The organism is Bradyrhizobium sp. CCBAU 53338 (assembly GCF_015291665.1).
GTDB lineage: Bacteria > Pseudomonadota > Alphaproteobacteria > Rhizobiales > Xanthobacteraceae > Bradyrhizobium.
In genome coordinates, this window is the sequence record NZ_CP030048.1 from 2036126 (window position 1) to 2051877 (window position 15752).

At 63.5% G+C, this 15752-nt stretch carries 11 protein-coding genes; 7 read left to right on the plus strand and 4 right to left on the minus strand.

Going from position 1 to position 15752, the window contains the following annotated elements; genetic code table 11:
- Positions 1–54 precede the first annotated feature (54 nt).
- The 7 genes from XH90_RS09550 to XH90_RS09580 all read left to right on the plus strand — a co-directional run bounded on the left by XH90_RS09550 (position 55) and on the right by XH90_RS09580 (position 10945).
- Entirely contained in the window at positions 55–1386 is a 1332-nt protein-coding gene (locus tag XH90_RS09550; RefSeq protein ID WP_194480764.1) for an MFS transporter, read from the plus strand.
- Between the two features lie 63 nt (positions 1387–1449).
- The gene (locus XH90_RS09555; RefSeq protein ID WP_194480766.1) at positions 1450–3147 is read left to right on the plus strand and encodes a GMC family oxidoreductase; all 1698 of its coding nucleotides are present in this window, start codon (positions 1450–1452) and stop codon (positions 3145–3147) included.
- A 1137-nt stretch (positions 3148–4284) separates the two neighbouring features.
- On the plus strand, positions 4285–5169 hold the full coding sequence (locus XH90_RS09560) for an ABC transporter substrate-binding protein (RefSeq protein WP_194482639.1): 885 nt from the start codon (positions 4285–4287) through the stop codon (positions 5167–5169).
- Positions 5169–6791, plus strand: coding sequence for an amino acid ABC transporter permease/ATP-binding protein (locus XH90_RS09565; protein ID WP_194480768.1), 1623 nt, complete (start codon positions 5169–5171; stop codon positions 6789–6791). The genes XH90_RS09560 and XH90_RS09565 overlap by 1 nt, the downstream gene beginning before the upstream one ends.
- Positions 6792–6840: 49 nt before the next feature.
- Positions 6841–8082: an acetamidase/formamidase family protein gene (locus XH90_RS09570; RefSeq protein ID WP_194480770.1), complete on the plus strand. Its 1242-nt coding sequence runs from the start codon at positions 6841–6843 to the stop codon at positions 8080–8082.
- Positions 8083–8216: 134 nt separating this feature from the next.
- On the plus strand, positions 8217–10559 hold the full coding sequence (locus tag XH90_RS09575; protein WP_194482640.1) for an acetamidase/formamidase family protein: 2343 nt from the start codon (positions 8217–8219) through the stop codon (positions 10557–10559).
- Between the two features lie 2 nt (positions 10560–10561).
- Complete coding sequence (locus XH90_RS09580; protein ID WP_194480772.1) at positions 10562–10945, plus strand: RidA family protein; 384 nt, start codon at positions 10562–10564, stop codon at positions 10943–10945.
- Positions 10946–11058: 113 nt separating this feature from the next.
- Here the strand turns inward: XH90_RS09580 and XH90_RS09585 are convergent, their stop codons facing one another.
- The 4 genes from XH90_RS09585 to XH90_RS09600 are packed head-to-tail and all read right to left on the minus strand — an operon-like array spanning position 11059 to position 15526.
- Positions 11059–12006, minus strand: a complete 948-nt coding sequence (locus XH90_RS09585; protein WP_194482641.1) for an ABC transporter permease — start codon at positions 12004–12006, stop codon at positions 11059–11061.
- On the minus strand, positions 12006–12947 hold the full coding sequence (locus XH90_RS09590; protein WP_246755854.1) for an ABC transporter permease: 942 nt from the start codon (positions 12945–12947) through the stop codon (positions 12006–12008). The genes XH90_RS09585 and XH90_RS09590 overlap by 1 nt, the downstream gene beginning before the upstream one ends.
- A gap of 41 nt (positions 12948–12988) precedes the next feature.
- Positions 12989–14464 (minus strand): sugar ABC transporter ATP-binding protein, encoded by a 1476-nt coding sequence (locus tag XH90_RS09595; protein WP_194480776.1) that lies wholly within the window; start codon positions 14462–14464, stop codon positions 12989–12991.
- A gap of 42 nt (positions 14465–14506) precedes the next feature.
- Positions 14507–15526 (minus strand): substrate-binding domain-containing protein, encoded by a 1020-nt coding sequence (locus XH90_RS09600; protein WP_194480777.1) that lies wholly within the window; start codon positions 15524–15526, stop codon positions 14507–14509.
- Positions 15527–15752: the final 226 nt, after the last annotated feature.

A 15752-nucleotide genomic window follows, 5' to 3' on the forward strand; every position in this document is an offset into this window, starting at 1 on the left:
CGGTTCGCAATGACGCGAACCGCGGCGCCATTCAAACGGGGGAGGAATAACAAAATGGCTGAGATGGATATGCCGGTCGCGGGTGCAGAGGCATCGGCGGACAACAAACAGATGGTCAACGCGATCATCGCATCGGTGCTCGGATGGGCACTCGATCTGTTCGATCTGTTCATTCTGCTCTACGTGGCGCCGGTCGTCGGCGCGCTGTTCTTCCCGGCCAGCAATGCGGCGCTGTCGCTGGCCGCGGTGTACGGCTCGTTCGCCGTGACGCTTCTGATGCGGCCGATCGGCTCGGCGGTGTTCGGTCACTTCGCCGACGTGCACGGCCGCAAGCAGGCAATGCTGGTCGCCATCATCGGCGTGGGCATCAGCACAGCGGCGTTCGGCCTGTTGCCGACCATTGCTCAGGTCGGTGTGATCGCGCCTGTCATCTTCCTGGCGCTGCGTCTGGTGCAGGGCGTGTTCGTCGGCGGTGTCGTGGCCTCCACCCACACGATCGGCACGGAATCGGTGCCGCCGCAATGGCGCGGTGCGATGTCCGGTCTGGTCGGCGGCGGCGGCGCCGGCATCGGCGCGCTGCTGGCATCGTTCATCTTCCTGATCACGTCTTCGGTCTTCCCGGGCGATGCGTTCGCGGTGTGGGGCTGGCGCTTCATGTTCTTCTCGGGTCTGCTGAGCTCGCTGCTCGGCTGGTTCATCTTCCGGAACCTCGAGGAGTCCCCGTACTTCAAGGAACTCAAGCGCCAGCAGAGCGACAAGCAGGCAAAAGTCTCGAAGGCGCCGGTCAAGGACGTGTTCTCCGGCGAATATCGCGGCGTGCTGCTGGTCAATTTGCTGATCACCTTCGGTGGTGGCGCGGGCTATTACCTGACATCGGGCTATCTGCCGAGCTTCCTGAAGGTCATCAACGCGGTCCCGAACCAGACCTCCTCGCTGATCCTGATGGGCGCGAGCGTCTCGGCGTTCTTTTCGGCCGTGCTGGTCGGCGCGTTGAGCGACCGCATCGGGCGCAAGAAGACGTTCCTGATGATCGGCGTCCTCGCAGCCGTGCTCTTGCCGCTGTGCTATCTCAACCTCGCGGCGACCAAGGACACAACGCAGATCACGCTCTATGCGCTCGCCATCGCCTTCATCGGCAATGCCGGCTACGCGCCGGTGCTGATCTTCCTGAACGAGCGTTTTCCGACCGCGCTGCGCGCGAGCGGCACCGGACTGTCCTGGAACATCGGCTTCGCGCTGGGCGGCATGATGCCGACCTTCGTCTCGCTGGTGAGTGGCAGCCCGGCGGAAATCCCGATGTCGCTGGCCTACTTCGCGGTCGGCGTGTTCGTGATCTACCTGATCGGCGCGATCGTGATCCCCGAGACCAAGGGTAACTTTCGTTAGGCTCGATCGGCGCGTCTGTATCTACGGCCGCGCCGATCCATCGAATTGCGCGACGAGAATGGAATGGATGAGTTGCATTTCGACGATGTGATCGTCGGCGGCGGGTCGGCAGGCTGCGTGCTCGCCAATCGGCTTTCTGCGGATGGGAGCCGCCGCGTGCTTCTGATCGAAGCTGGCATGGACACCCCGCCGGACGCGACGCCGCCGGAAATCCTCGACAGCTATCCGATGACACTGTTCTTCGGCGACAAGTACATCTGGCCGGGTCTGTCGGCGGCAGCCGGCCGCAATGCCGGGGGCAGGCCGGTCGTCCGCGCCTACGAGCAGGCGCGGGTGATGGGCGGCGGCTCCAGCATCAATGTGCAATCGGCCAATCGCGGCCTGCCGCGCGACTATGACGAATGGCGCGATCTCGGCGCGCGGGGCTGGGGGTGGGCGGACGTGCTGCCGTATTTCCTCAAGCTCGAGACCGATCTAGATTTCGACGGGCCGCTGCACGGCAAGCACGGCCCGATTCCGATCCGCCGCATCGCCCGCGAGGAGATGCCCGAGTTCGGCCGCGCCGTGGGCGAGGCGTTATCGGCAACCGGGCTGCCGTTCCGTAAGGATCAGAACGCGGAGTTCGAGAACGGCATCTTTCCACCGGCGTTCTCCAACAGCAACGATCGGCGCGTCTCCACGGCCGCTGGCTATCTCGATGCAGCGACGCGCTCGCGGCCGAACCTCACCATTTGGGCTGACAGTGTGGTCGAGCAGCTTCAGCTCGACCGCCGCCGCGCGACGGGTGTGGTGGTCTCGCGTCGCGGGCAGAAGCTCACGGTCGGCGCCGGCCGCGTGGTCCTCACCGCGGGCGCGTTGCAATCGCCGGCGATCCTGATGCGGGCGGGTATCGGTCCGGGTGCGGCGCTTCAGGCGCTCGGCATTCCCACGGTCATCGATCTCCCCGGCGTCGGCAGCAATCTGCGCGATCATCCCGCGCTGACCTTCTGTCAATATCTGCCACGCGGCCTTCGGCTCCCGCTGGCCCGGCGGCGTCCTAATTTTGCGGCGATGCGCTACTCGTCGGGCAATCCGGGCTGTGACGCCTCGGACATGTACATCACGGCCTCGGCCCGTGGCGGCTGGCACGCGCTGGGCACGCGGCTCGGTCTCTATTTCCTCTGGTGCAACCGGCCGTATTCGAGCGGCTCGCTCACCTTGGCGGCGCCTGATCCCAAAACCTATCCGGTGGCCGATCTCAACCTGCTGTCCGACCCGCGCGATGTCGAGCGCATGATCGCGTCCGTTCGGCTGCTCGCGAAGCTTGTCGTCCATCCCTCGCTCAACCCGGAGGGGGGTGATTTCTTCCCGGCCTCCTATTCCCCGCGGATCAAGCGTTTGAGCCGGTACAGCACGGCCAACCGCATCGTCGCCTTGATCCTCGGCCCGATGCTCGACGTGCCCGCGGGCCTCAGGCAGCTCCTGATCCGGCTCGTACTGCTCAACGGCACTGCCTTCCAGACGACGCTGGCGGACGAGCGCGCCCTGGAGGCCTTCGTGCGGCAGAGCGTGTTCGGAGTCTGGCACCCCGTAGGCACCTGCCGCATGGGCGATCCGGCTGACCCCATGGTCGTGGTCGATCCCGAGGGCAGAGTGATCGGCAGCGACAATATCTTCGTGGCGGACGCCTCGATCATGCCGCGGCTGCCGACCGCGAATACCAACATCCCCGTGATCATGGCGGCCGAGAAGATCAGCGATGCGCTTTTGCGACAAAGTTAGACTTTGCGATGCGCCGACCGCGGGTGCGCGCAAGATCGCCGAGATCGCCCGCCGCGTCACCGAACTTCCGGATCAGCTAGACTGGACACCGACAAATGGCAAACCGGACTATCAATGGGTTGCGGGCCATCGCTGACGGTATTGGCTGACAGTCGGCCAAAGCCAAAGAGGAGTCCGCTTCGGCTTAATGTACGTCTATGTTCGTCGGCTGATACCGATAGTTGCTGAAAGTGCCGACCCTCAGCGCCTCGGGAATTTTCCTGTGAATTCAAGACCAAAAATTTGAGGCGGGTATACCGTCGGCATTTGTCCGTCAGATTTGAAAAATTGTGCCTGTAAATCAACGACGAAGCGTCGTCCGAAATGATTGAGTGGGAGTAGTGCGGCCGGCTGGCATCGCGCAGTTTAGCGTAGGTTTGTCGAGTAGTTCTCGCTTCCTCCACATTGCGAATTCTGACAGAGGCTTATCCTAGCAGAGGTGCGACATCCATTGCGTCTTCACAGATGGAGTGCTGCAGCGCGCTCAATCGTACGGAAAGGTCGAGCGCCTGTAGCCTGGCTAGGCGCACCAACAGGGTTTGGCGCAAAAAGCACCAGTTATTATTTACCTCGATCGCGTTGGCGGGAGCTATAGCTCGAATCCGCCCAGGATAAATTGGGGCCTTCAGCCCCCGGCGCGGCATCGAGCAGTGTCTTAAGTGAGGTTGTCGAAACCCCTCACTCTCAAGACAGGACGCCCTCTTGCGCTATCGTCTGGGCTCTGCTGCCAGCCGTCGTGCGCTACCGCGCGAGCGGTAGTCCTATGGACCCGAAGCGGACCTGTGCATCTCAAATCTCGCCGAGAACGCGCGAATTCAGAGGCGACCGTGATGCAGACAACGCCAGAATTCGCGGTCAATCCTTGCTCTCGGACTTGCAGGCTTCTGTCACGACGGCGCATGCCCGCGAACAATGTTTGTGCAGCCGTTTGCCCGAATCGCGGGCACCGTCCATCCAATTTTTTGTACGTCCGCGGACAAGCTTTTCGCGGTCGGCTCCCCCTAGGCTCTCTCCCGGGATCCGGACCATGGCCAATGCCATGACAATTCGAAGGAGCTGGAGATGGAGAGACGGGTATTGCCTCAGGTGCGCCAGGGGATGGCGCGCGCATCTTTGCCATGGCGCAAGGTGGCGCTTGGTGCCGCCATCGTCTGTGGCGTCCTCATCGCTGCACCGCTGACCGCGATAGCTGCGGCGCCTGCGGCTTGCGCCGCTCTCCAGGAGAAATATCCGGACTGGAAGGGCAAGACGCTCGTCAATGCCATCAACCCGCACACGCCGGGCTATGAGACCATCGATCCGAAGGATCCCAGCAAATATATCGGCTTCGACATCGATCTCGGCGAGGCCATCGGCGAATGCCTCGGCTTCAAGTTGACCTACAAGCCCGTTGTGTTCGCGGCGCTCCTGACGACGCTGTCCGCTGGACAGGCCGACATCGTGATCTCCGACATCTACGCCACCAAGGAGCGCGCCAAGGCCGCCGACTTCATCACCTATTCAAAGGTGTTCGACGGCGTGCTGGTCGCCAAGGGCAATCCGAAGGGCATCAACGGCATCAACATGTCGATGTGCGGCGCAGCCGCGGCCGAAAACACCGGTTTTGTCGAAGTGCCGCTGGTCCAGGCGTTGATGCCCGAGTGCAAGAAGGCCGGCAAGGCGGAGCCGACCGTCCAGCTCTACGACAACAACGCGAACTGCATTCAGGCGATCCTGGCCGGCCGCGCCGACACCTATGTCAACGACGTCAATACCGTCGACAGTGCGGTCAAGGCCTATCCGGACAAGCTGGAGAAGGCGATCGCGGTGACGATCCCGTACTCGGTCGGCATTGCCGTCCCGAAAGACAAGCCGAAGTTCCGCGACGCCGTGCTCGCTGCGCTGATCGAGGTGCAGAAGGCCGGCATTCACATGGACCTTCTGAAGAAGCATGAGCTCGATGTGAACAACTTCAAGGAGCCGGACATCCTGACGGCTGACTGATGTCGCTGTTCCTCCATTACCTGAGCATGCCGTATCTGCTCGAGGGCATCGAGCTCACCCTCGAGGTGACTGCCCTCGGGCTCGGCGGCGGATTGATTCTCGGATTGATCCTCGCTGGCATGCAGCTCTCGCGCTTTTGGCCCCTGGCGGCGATCGCCAGGGCCTACACCGTGATCTTCCGCGGCACGCCGCTGATCCTGCAGATGGTGTTCGCCTACGACGCGTTGCCGCATATCGGCATCAAATTGACGGCGGTGCTCGCAGCCGGTCTCGCGCTCGCCTGCAACGAGGCGCCGTTCATCGCGGAGATGCTGCGTGCCGGTGTGCTGGGCGTCGATCGCGGGCAGGTGACGGCAGGGCAGGCGCTCGGCATGACGCCATCAGTACTGATGCGCCGGGTGATCGCGCCGCAGGCGATCCGCACCATGATCCCGGCCTTCGGCAACGAGGCCGTCAGCGCGCTGAAGAATTCGTCTTTGGCCTCCGTCGTTGCGGTCCAGGAGCTGACGCTACGCTCGACTCAGTTGGCGTCATCGACCTTCGACTTCTTCTCGATCTTCTTCGCCTCGGGCCTTCTCTATCTCGTGCTGACCGCCAGCATCAGCGTCATCCAGCTGTTCGTGGAATGGCTGCTCGATCTCGACCGTGCCAAGGGATGCCAGCGTAGGCTCGCCGACTATCTGCCCTGGCGCCGTGTCGATCTCGGCACCAACCCCAAGCTCGCTGCGGCGACGGCAGATGATCCTGAGCCGGTGAAGGCAGCGCTTGCGGATACGCCGCCGCTCGCGCTGACGAGCGAAGGGCGCGCCCGTCGCGCCGCCACAATCGCGCGCAACAACATCGCGGTCGAGACCAGGGGCCTCACGAAGAGCTACGGCCCGCAAAAGGTGCTCGACGGTCTCGATCTCACGGTTCGGGTTGGCGAGGTGGTGGCGCTGCTCGGGCCGAGCGGCTCCGGCAAGAGCACGCTGCTCCGCTGCATCAACCATCTCGAAAACTGGGAGTCCGGCACCATCCGTGTCGGCGGCCGGCGCCTCGGGTTCGGCGAGAACGGCAAGCCGCTGTCACCCCGCGCCGTCGCCAATGAGCGCGCCAGTGTCGGCGTGGGCATGGTGTTCCAGCAGTTCAATCTGTTCGCCCATCTGTCGGCACGGGAGAACATCGCCGGTCCCTTGCGCTGGGTCCAGGGCATGACCCGTATCGATGCCGACCGTCGGGCCGCCGAGCTGCTCGACCGTGTAGGTCTCTCGCATCGCGCTGATGCGTTGCCGCGGCATCTCTCCGGCGGCCAGCAGCAGCGCGTCGCCATCGCCCGCGCGCTGGCTCCGAACCCGAGCGTGCTGCTGCTGGACGAGCCGACATCGGCGCTCGACCCTGAACTGGTCAACGAGGTGCTGGAGGTGATCCGGCGGCTCGCCATCGACGACGGCCTCACCATGATCATTTCGACGCACCAGATCCGTTTCGCCGATGAAGTCGCCGACCGTGTCGCTTTCCTGAGCGGCGGCGCGATCATCGAGGAGGGGCCGGCGCACGACTTGCTCTCCAACCCGTGCAATCCGCTGACGGCGCGTTTCCTCAGCGTGATGGAAGCCGAGAAGTCCCCGGAGACGGTGCGATGAGCGCTGTCTCCGCGAGATCCAAGACCGCGTTCCCCGAAGAGGCCATCTCATGAAGCATTTCACGCTGCCGGTTTCACCGAAGACCGTCCACTGGGGCTATTTCTCCAAGAAGGTCACGCCGGCCCTGACGCTGCGCTCCGGGGACCGCGCCACCATCGAGACGCTGACCCATCACGCCAATGACGACTACGGGCGCATGATCCAGGGCGATCCCGGCGCCGAGAGCGTGTTCCAGTGGACGCGCGAGCACAAGGCGGTTGCGCGCCGCGGCTCCGGTCCGACCGAAGGCCCCTTCATTCGGGGCCCAGGCGAGGGGATCGGCGTGCATCTTCTCACCGGTCCGGTCGCGGTCGAGGACGCCGAGCCTGGCGATATCCTGGAAGTGCGCATTCTCGATGTCCGGGCGCGGCCGAGCTGCAGCGCCTGTCACGCCGGCCGCTGCTTCGGCTCCAATGTCGCCGCCAACTGGGGCTTTCACTATCACGACCTGATCGAGGAGCCAAAACCGCGCGAAGTCGTCACCATCTTCGAGCTCGACACCTCGGGTGAGCCCTACGCGAAAGCGGTCTACAATTATGTCTGGACGCCGCAGATCGATCCCGACGGCATCGTGCATCCCACCATCGACTATCCCGGGGTACGCGTGGATCACGCCACCATCAGGAAGCGCGAGAACATCCTGTCGAGTGTGAAGGTCCCGGCGCGTCTGCATTTCGGTACAATGGGCCTCGCACCGTCGGAAGCCGATTTCGTCAGCTCGATCCCGCCAAATTATACCGGCGGCAATATCGACGACTGGCGCATCGGCAAGGGCGCACGGATGTTCTATCCGGTCGCGGTCCCCGGCGCCTATTTCTCCGTCGGCGATCCGCATGCCGCGCAAGGCGACAGCGAGCTCGGCGGCACCGCGATCGAGGCTTCGCTGACGGGCGATTTCGAGTTCATCCTGCACAAGAAGCCCGATTTGTCCGACACCCATCTCGAAGGCCTCGACCATCCCATGCTGGAGACCGATCACGCCTGGTCGTTCTATGGCTTCACCTATCCGAACTATCTCACCGCACTCGGCGCCGAGGCACAAACCGAGATTGCCAGCCACTCGAGCCTCGACCGGGCGATGCGCGACGCGTTCCGCAAGCTGCGGCGGTTCCTAATGACCGTGCACCATTTGAGCGAGGACGAGGCGATCTCGCTGATGTCGGTCGGAGCCGACTTTGGCGTCACCCAAGTGGTCGACGCCAATTGGGGCGTCCACGGCACCATCCGCAAGAACATTTTCCGGTGCGACTAATTCATTGATGTTTATTCGATATTCGGGATCACGGCGTGAAGGATAATCCTCACTTGCGGCCCGTCGCGGCGACGGACGATCGCGTGCGTCTGGCACAGAGGTTGCTTCGATCCACCGCAATCTGGGTCGATCCGATGAGCTTCCGTCCCTTCACGAGCGAGTCTTACGCGCAAGACGACCGTCCCGAAGCATGGCGCGACCTGCTGGCTGCGGTCGGCCTGCAGCCGGCCAGCGGCAATGCCTTTTTCGACGGGCACGCGACCGCATCGCATCGCCACGCCGCAGGTGTCGCGCTCACGCGCATGGCTGCAGGCGCGCAGAGTATCGCTCCGCTCGCGCAGGCGAAGGAGGAGCTTCCGATTGCGCTGATGCCGGTCGAGGACGGCATGGTGCTCAAGAGCGCCGGCAGCCATCGCATTGTGCCCGTCGGCCAGCTCGTGCTGCTGCCGCGGAACGGGGACTGGAGCATCGTGTTCCAGCGCGACATGCGAGCGATCGTGCTGTCGGTGACGTCTGAGGCGCTGCACGGACGTATCTCGGGCAAGCCGCGACTCGGAGAGCCCCGCGTCGTACCGCCAAGCGGCTTTTCCGATGTCTTTGCGCGCCTGCTGGACGCGACGGCGCGCACGCTCGATACGCTGAGCGATGCCGAATGGAATTCGGTCGCTCAGTCGCTGGTTGATCTGCTTCTGACGCTCGCGCATCAACTGGCGGCGTCAACCTCCGATGGCGCATCGAGCGCGACGCAGGCTGCGCTGTTGCACCGGATTTGCCAGACCATCGAGCGCCGCCTGGACGATCCCGACCTGGTGCCGGCGCGCGTCGCGCAGGCGGAGGGTATTTCCGAGCGTTACCTGCAAAAGCTGTTCGAGACGGTCGGCGACAACTTCACTCACTTTGTCCGCGAGCGCCGGCTCCAGCGCGCCTGGGCCGACCTGTCCAATCCGACCGAGGCGCATCGCTCGATCTCGGAGATTGCCTACGCCTATGGCTTTGGTGACTCCGCGCATTTCAGCCGCGCCTTCCGCCATCGCTTCGGGCTTCCGCCGCGCGAGTTTCGCCAGCAGGAGGCGGAGCGGGCAACGGCTCAGCACGGCGCCGCCTGCCAGCGCGGCTGGCCGCAGGAGGCGCTGGCGCAGCTGCGCCCGCATCAGAGCGTGGAATCACGCGGCAGCATCGCCCGTGCGGATGCTGAAGAACCGAGAACGGCAGAACGCCGGCATCACCATCTTCCGGTCGAGGCGGGCCGCGTCCATTGGGGCTATTTCAGCCGCTCGCTGCCGCCGCAGATCGAGATTGCCTCGGGCGACACGATCACCATCGAGACGCTGACTCAGCACGCATCTGACGCGCCAGAGCTGATGATCGCGGGCGATGCCGGGGCCGAGAGCGTGTTCGGCTGGACCGCCGAGAAGAAGAATGTTGATCGCCGTGGTGCCGGTCCAATGGATGCCAGCGTGTTCGGCCGCGGCGCGGGAGAGGGGTTTGGCGTCCACATCTGCACCGGGCCTGTGGCGGTGAAAGACGCCCAGCCAGGCGACGTGCTCGAGGTGCGCATCCTCGACATCGTACCGCGCGCGAGCCGCCATTCGAACTATGCCGGCCGCGTGTTCGGCTCGTCGGTCGCAGCGTGGTGGGGCTATCACTACAACGAGTTTCTCGGCGGTCCCAAGCCACGCGAGATCGTCACCATCTACGAGATCTTTGACGATCCGGAGGAGCCCCATGCCCGCGCGCTGTATTCCTACCGCTGGGAGCCGCAGACCGATCCCTTTGGCGTCGTGCACACCACCTACGACTATCCCGGCGTTCCCGTGGCGCCTGCCACGATCAAGCGCCGGCATGTCGTGCTGGATGGCGTCCGCATCCCGCTGCGGCCGCACTTCGGCGTGATCGCCGTGGCGCCGCGCGAGGTCGATTTCATCGACTCCGTGCCGCCGTCCTATTTTGGCGGCAATCTTGACAATTGGCGGCTCGGGAAGGGATCGACCGTCTATCTTCCGGTCTCAGTTCCTGGCGCGCTGCTGTCGGTCGGCGACTCCCACGCCACACAGGGCGATGGCGAATTGAGCGGCACCGCGATCGAATGCTCGATGACCGGTACGTTCGAGGTGGTCCTGCACAAAAAGGCGGATCTTTCCGGCCGGCCGTTCGCCGATCTCTCGTATCCGCTGATCGAGACCGAGACTGACTGGGTGCTGACCGGTTTCAGCCATCCCAACTACCTCGCCGAGTTCGGCGCGCAAGGCCAGAGTGAGGTCTACGCAAAATCCTCGCTCGACCTTGCGATGAAGGATGCGTTCCGCAAGATGCGGCGCTTCCTGATGAACACCAGGGGCCTCAGCGAGGACGAGGCGATTGCGCTGATGTCGGCCGCCGTCGATTTCGGTGTCACGCAAGTGGTCGACGGGAATTGGGGCGTGCACGCCATCCTCAGCAAGCGCCTGTTTCAGGACGCGCCTTGGCAAGGAAGCTAGCAGTGAAATTCCACATGATCAGCGGCGGACCAAAGCCGGTCGCGCCTTTCAGCCACGCGGTCGAGACCGACGGCTTTGTCTTCGTCACCGGCCAGATGCCGGACACGCCGCAAGCGCCGGGTGTGCTGCCGGAGGGAATCGCCGCGCAGACCCGTGCGGTGATGGAAAATTTGAAGGTTGTCCTCGCCGGTCTCGATCTTGGCCTCGAGCATGTGGCGATGACGCGAGTGTATCTGATGCGTTTTAAGGAAGACTATGCCGGGATGAATGACACCTATCGCGGCTTCTTTGCGGAGGGCAGGCTGCCGGCTCGCACCTGTGTCGGCGTCACCGGTCTGGCCTACGACGCGCTGATCGAGATCGACTTGGTCTGTCGACGACCGTGAGGCGGATCACGGTGACAGAGGCAAAGGTCGATCCGGAATCTACGCAATCTCGCAAAGCTCATCCCACCACCCACGCTCCAGCCCTAGGAGCCTTCCCGGATCGAGCCTTAGCCTTAGGCCTGCGCCTTCTGTCCACCAGCGGCCGTGATGACGGCGACAATGACGAGGCCGGTCATCAGGAGCCGCACGCCGGCGCTAACCCCAAACGTGTTCAACATAGTCAGGAGTAGCACGAGGAAGAGCGCCGCGCCCCACAGGCCCGTGACATTGGCCTTGCCGCCGGCAACCGAGGTCCCACCGATCACGACCACGGCGACGGAAGCGAGCAGATATTCGTTGCCGATATCGACATTGGCACCTCGGAAATAACCGGCCAGCAATGCGCCATCGAGGCCGCCGAGTGTGCCCGACAGCGCGTAGGTGGCAAAGCGCACCCATCCGACCCGGATTCCTGCGAGCCGCGCCGCCCGAATGTTCTGGCCAATCGCCAGCACCGATCGGCCATAGACAGTGCGCTGCAAGATAATTCCGGCGGCGACGGTGAAGATCAACGTGAGAATGGCGAGCAAGGGAATGCCGAGGATCTGGATGTTGGTGAAAGCGGCAAAGCCCGGCGGCGGCTTGATCTGCAGACCGCGCCCGTAGCTGATGTCGATCGATTGGATGATGAAGCTCGCCGATAGTGTTGCAATGATGGGCGGGATGCGTAGCGCGCTGATCAGGAGATAGTTGACCGCGCCGATAGCGAGCCCGCAGCCGAGTGCCGCGGCGACGCCGATGGCGACCAGACGGTCATCGCCGGCCATCACGGTCATCGCCACCGCGCTGGAAAGCCCAATATTGGCGGGCAACGACAGATCGACGTTGCCGGGCCCAAGCGTGATGACGAACATCTGCCCGACGCCGACCACCACGGTGAATACCGCAAGCGACAGCGCCGCGATGAGCATGCCGCCGGCGCCGTAGCCACGAGTGAAGACAATCGCGGCGATCCACACCAGCGCCGCGCCGAGATAGGACCACATCCAGGGACTCGTGGAGAGCCAGCGCCGCGCCGCCATCATTGCTCGACCTCCCTGCGGCTGATCAACGCGCGGGCGGCGAGCACCACGATCAGAATGGCGCCGTTGGCGGCGACCTGCCAGTCCGGAGGAATATGCATGAACGTCAGTAGCGGGGAGGCCGCCAGCGCCAGCGTCAGCGCGCCGATCACGGCGCCTACGGGGGACACACGTCCGCCGACGAATTCGCCACCCCCCAGGATAACGCCCGCAATTGAGAGGAGGGTGTAGCCGTTGCCGATATTGGCATCGCCGGACGTCGTTATACCAATCAATGCGAGCCCCGACAGCACGCCGAACACGCCGGCGCACGCGTACAATACAATCTTGGCCTTCAACAGTGACCAGCCGGCGCGAGCGATGGCGGCGGCGTTGCCGCCGGAGCCGCGCAGGATAGCTCCATAGGATGTGCGCATCAGGCCGAAATAGGCGACCGCGGCTATGATCACCGCGGCCAGTACCGGAAACGGAACCAAAGGCGGCTTGATACTCATGGACGCCAACAGCCAGTCCGGCGCCCGGCCGCCCGGCTTGGGCAGCAGAAGCACGGCGAGGCCCTGCCAGACGAAGTTCATGCCGAGCGTCACCACGATCGAGGGCAGGTTGCGCCAATGGACAAGCGCGCCGAGCGTCGCGTACACGCCGACGCAACCCAATAACGCGAGAATCCCGAGCATCGGGGTCTCGCGCAGCCAGGTCGCCGTGATGCAGCCGACAAAACCGACGAAGGCGCCGATCGACAGGTCGAGATCGTTGCCGGTAATGATGAACATCTGCGCGATCGTCGCCAGCGCGATCGGGATCGCCAAGTTTAGCATCAGGGTGAAGCCAAAATAGCTGACCGCGCGCTGGTTCAGCCAAGCGATGGCGAGCAGCACCAGCCCCATGGACAGGGCCGGCAGCAACGCCCGCAGCACCCGCGGTGAATCTACCTTTCCCATAGCCGTGGGCGCTGGCCGGGCCGCGGCGGTCGGCTTGGCCGTCATCTCAAGGCTACCTCGATGAAGGAGGATTGGATCACCTTCTCCTCGGTCAGCTCATCGCGGCGGAGGTCGGCGACAATAGCGCCGTTGCGGAACACGTAGACATGGTCGCATTTCTTCAATTCGTCGGCCTCCGTCGTGTACCAGATGAAGGTCCGCCCGCCGCGCGCCTCCTCGCGAATGAGATCATAAACTTCGAGCTTGGTGCCGACATCGACGCCGCGCATCGGGTCGTCCATCAACACGATGCGCGCCTCCGACCCGAGCGCGCGCGCAAACAGCGCCTTCTGCTGGTTGCCGCCTGACAGTGACAGAATGTTGTTGTGGATATTTGGGGTGCGGATGTTGATCTTATCGCGCCAGTAACTGGCCAGCGTGTCCTCCCGCCGGCGCGAAATCAAACCTCCCTGGCGCAGCTTGCGCAATGAGCATATGCCGATATTTTCCGCGATCGACCATAGCGGGAAAATGCCGTCGGCCTGTCGGTCGCCGGCCACCAGGGCAACCGTTGCGTTTACCGCGACGCCAGGGCGCGGGCTCATCGCGGCCGCGAAAATCGTCAGCAGCAATTCGGTCTGCCCGTGGCCGGCAAGGCCGGCAAGACCGATGATCTCGCCCTCGTGTGCGACCAGTTCCGCGGATCCGCCCTGCTGTCGCAGACGTGCGCGAACATGCAAGGGAGTTTTCCCTCGGGCCAGACGGTCGCTGACGTTCGCCTCAGTGCCGGGCGCTTCCGTGCCTCCCATGGTGGCTACCAGCCGGTCGCGGTCGAAGGCCTCGGCGCGATCGGCCGCGATGGTCCGTCCGTCACGCATCACCACGATACGGTCACTGTTTTGCAGGACTTCGCCAAGCAGATGCGAGATGAAGATGCAACTGATACCCCCGGCGACGGCGCGCCGCATGAAGGCGAGCAACTGACCCGCGGTATGAGTGTCGAGCGAGGAGGTCGGTTCGTCCAGAATGATGAGACGTACCGGTTCATCGGTTGCAGTGAAGGCCCGCGCCACCTCGACCATCTGCCGACGCGCGATCGGAAGATCCCGAATCAGGTCGGAGGGGTTGACGCCGTGACCCGGGAAGATCTCGTCGAGCTTGCTTGTAATCAGCGCGCCGGCCTTGCGACGCCAGTTCAGGCCGGTGAGCGCCGGATGAAACACTCGCGTGTTCTCGGCCACCGTCAGGTTGGGGCAGAGCGACAGTTCCTGGAACACGCAGCGGATACCGAGATGCTTGGCCCGCGCTGGCGAGTAGCCCTTCTGCTCGTCACCGCCAATGACCACGCGTCCGCGATCCGCCGCGATGGTGCCCGCCAGAACATGCATCAGGGTAGATTTCCCGGCGCCATTGTGTCCGACCAGGCTGAGGCATTCGCCACCTTGGACCGTCAGATCGACGCCGTCTAGCGCACGGACGGCGCCGAAATGCTTTTCGACGCCGTCAAGTCTGACAATACCAGATTCCGCAATGGTCATTGACTGCCTAAATCGAGCGGTTGCCAGACGTAGAGCGAGCCACTACTTGATGTTGGCTTTGATCGCGTCGATGGCGTCCTGCTGGGTATATTCGTGGCTCGCGACACTGCCCTTCGGAATCTTCGGTAGTTCGGCCTCGAAGTCGGCCTGAGTGAACGCGAGATAAGGCACTAGCAGATCGTGCGGCACTTTCTTGCCATCCAACACCTGCTGGGCAACCCAGAATGCCAGTGTCGATACGCCGGGCGCGATCGAGGCGGACCATGTGGTGTAACCGTCCTTGGCCTTCTGCTCCTTCCACCATTCCAGCTCGTCCTGCCGGTTTCCCATGATGATGGTCGGCCGCGGCTTGCCGGCCGCCGCGAAAGCTTGGGCCGCCCCGTAGCCGTCGCCGCCCTGATCGACTACGCCAACCACCTCGGGCAGCGAAGGCAGCACGGTAGCAACCGCCTTCTGCGCGGTGGTCTGGTCCCAATCGCCCGTTACCGATCCGACGATCTTGAACTCCGGATGATCCTTGACGCCCTCGAGGATGCCATTGTGAATGGCTTCGTCAATGGAGGTGCCAGCGAGGCCGCGGATTTCCAGGAGATTACCGCCCTTGGGCTGGAACTTGGCCATCTGCGTTACTTCCTGCTTGCCCATATCCTTGAAGTCGACGACGACTCGGTAGGCGCAGGGCGCGGTGACAATACCATCGAAAGAGACGACGACGATATTGGCGTCGCAGGCCTGCTTGATGGCACCGTTCAGGGCGTCGGGCGAAGACGCGTTGATGACGATCGCGTCATAGCCCTGCAGGATCAGGTTCTGGATCTGCGCCGCCTGCGTCGGTACTTCCTTGTCAGCGGTGGTGAAGACGTCTGCGGCGGCAACAACCTTGTCCGCCACCGCCTTCTTGGTGACGATATCATAGCTCTTTAGCATCGCCTGGCGCCAAGAATTGCCGGCGTAGTTATTGGAGAACGCGATCTTCTTGCCGCTGGTGTCGGCGAGAGCCGATCCGGCGAGGATCGCGCTGCCGATGGCTGACACGGCCACGAGTCGGATAGCAGGCTTCATGGTGTCTCTCCCAAGTCATTGTTTGATGAGCTCGAATACGAAAGCCTCGGTCGAGCCGTTGCGCACGACAATTTGGAGGAAAAACAGGCGGATCGTTTCAGTCTGCGTCCAGGAGGGCGCGGCCCAATTAGTCACATTTTCCGGGATCCTCCGTCAAACGGTAAGTCCTTTCGCAACCCGTTTTTGCGATGATTCCGCCAACGGTGACCTTGCGACGGGTGCGATC

Excerpts from the sequence above, each read along its gene's own strand:
- XH90_RS09555 (WP_194480766.1), top strand. The coding sequence starts at position 1,450 with ATGGATGAGTTGCATTTCGACGATGTGATCGTCGGCGGCGGGTCGGCA.
- XH90_RS09565 (WP_194480768.1), top strand. The coding sequence starts at position 5,169 with ATGTCGCTGTTCCTCCATTACCTGAGCATGCCGTATCTGCTCGAGGGC.
- XH90_RS09590 (WP_246755854.1), bottom strand. The coding sequence starts at position 12,947 with ATGGGAAAGGTAGATTCACCGCGGGTGCTGCGGGCGTTGCTGCCGGCC.
- XH90_RS09570 (WP_194480770.1), top strand. The coding sequence starts at position 6,841 with ATGAAGCATTTCACGCTGCCGGTTTCACCGAAGACCGTCCACTGGGGC.
- XH90_RS09600 (WP_194480777.1), bottom strand. The coding sequence starts at position 15,526 with ATGAAGCCTGCTATCCGACTCGTGGCCGTGTCAGCCATCGGCAGCGCG.
- XH90_RS09585 (WP_194482641.1), bottom strand. The coding sequence starts at position 12,006 with ATGGCGGCGCGGCGCTGGCTCTCCACGAGTCCCTGGATGTGGTCCTAT.
- XH90_RS09575 (WP_194482640.1), top strand. The coding sequence starts at position 8,217 with ATGAGCTTCCGTCCCTTCACGAGCGAGTCTTACGCGCAAGACGACCGT.
- XH90_RS09560 (WP_194482639.1), top strand. The coding sequence starts at position 4,285 with ATGGCGCGCGCATCTTTGCCATGGCGCAAGGTGGCGCTTGGTGCCGCC.
- XH90_RS09550 (WP_194480764.1), top strand. The coding sequence starts at position 55 with ATGGCTGAGATGGATATGCCGGTCGCGGGTGCAGAGGCATCGGCGGAC.
- XH90_RS09595 (WP_194480776.1), bottom strand. The coding sequence starts at position 14,464 with ATGACCATTGCGGAATCTGGTATTGTCAGACTTGACGGCGTCGAAAAG.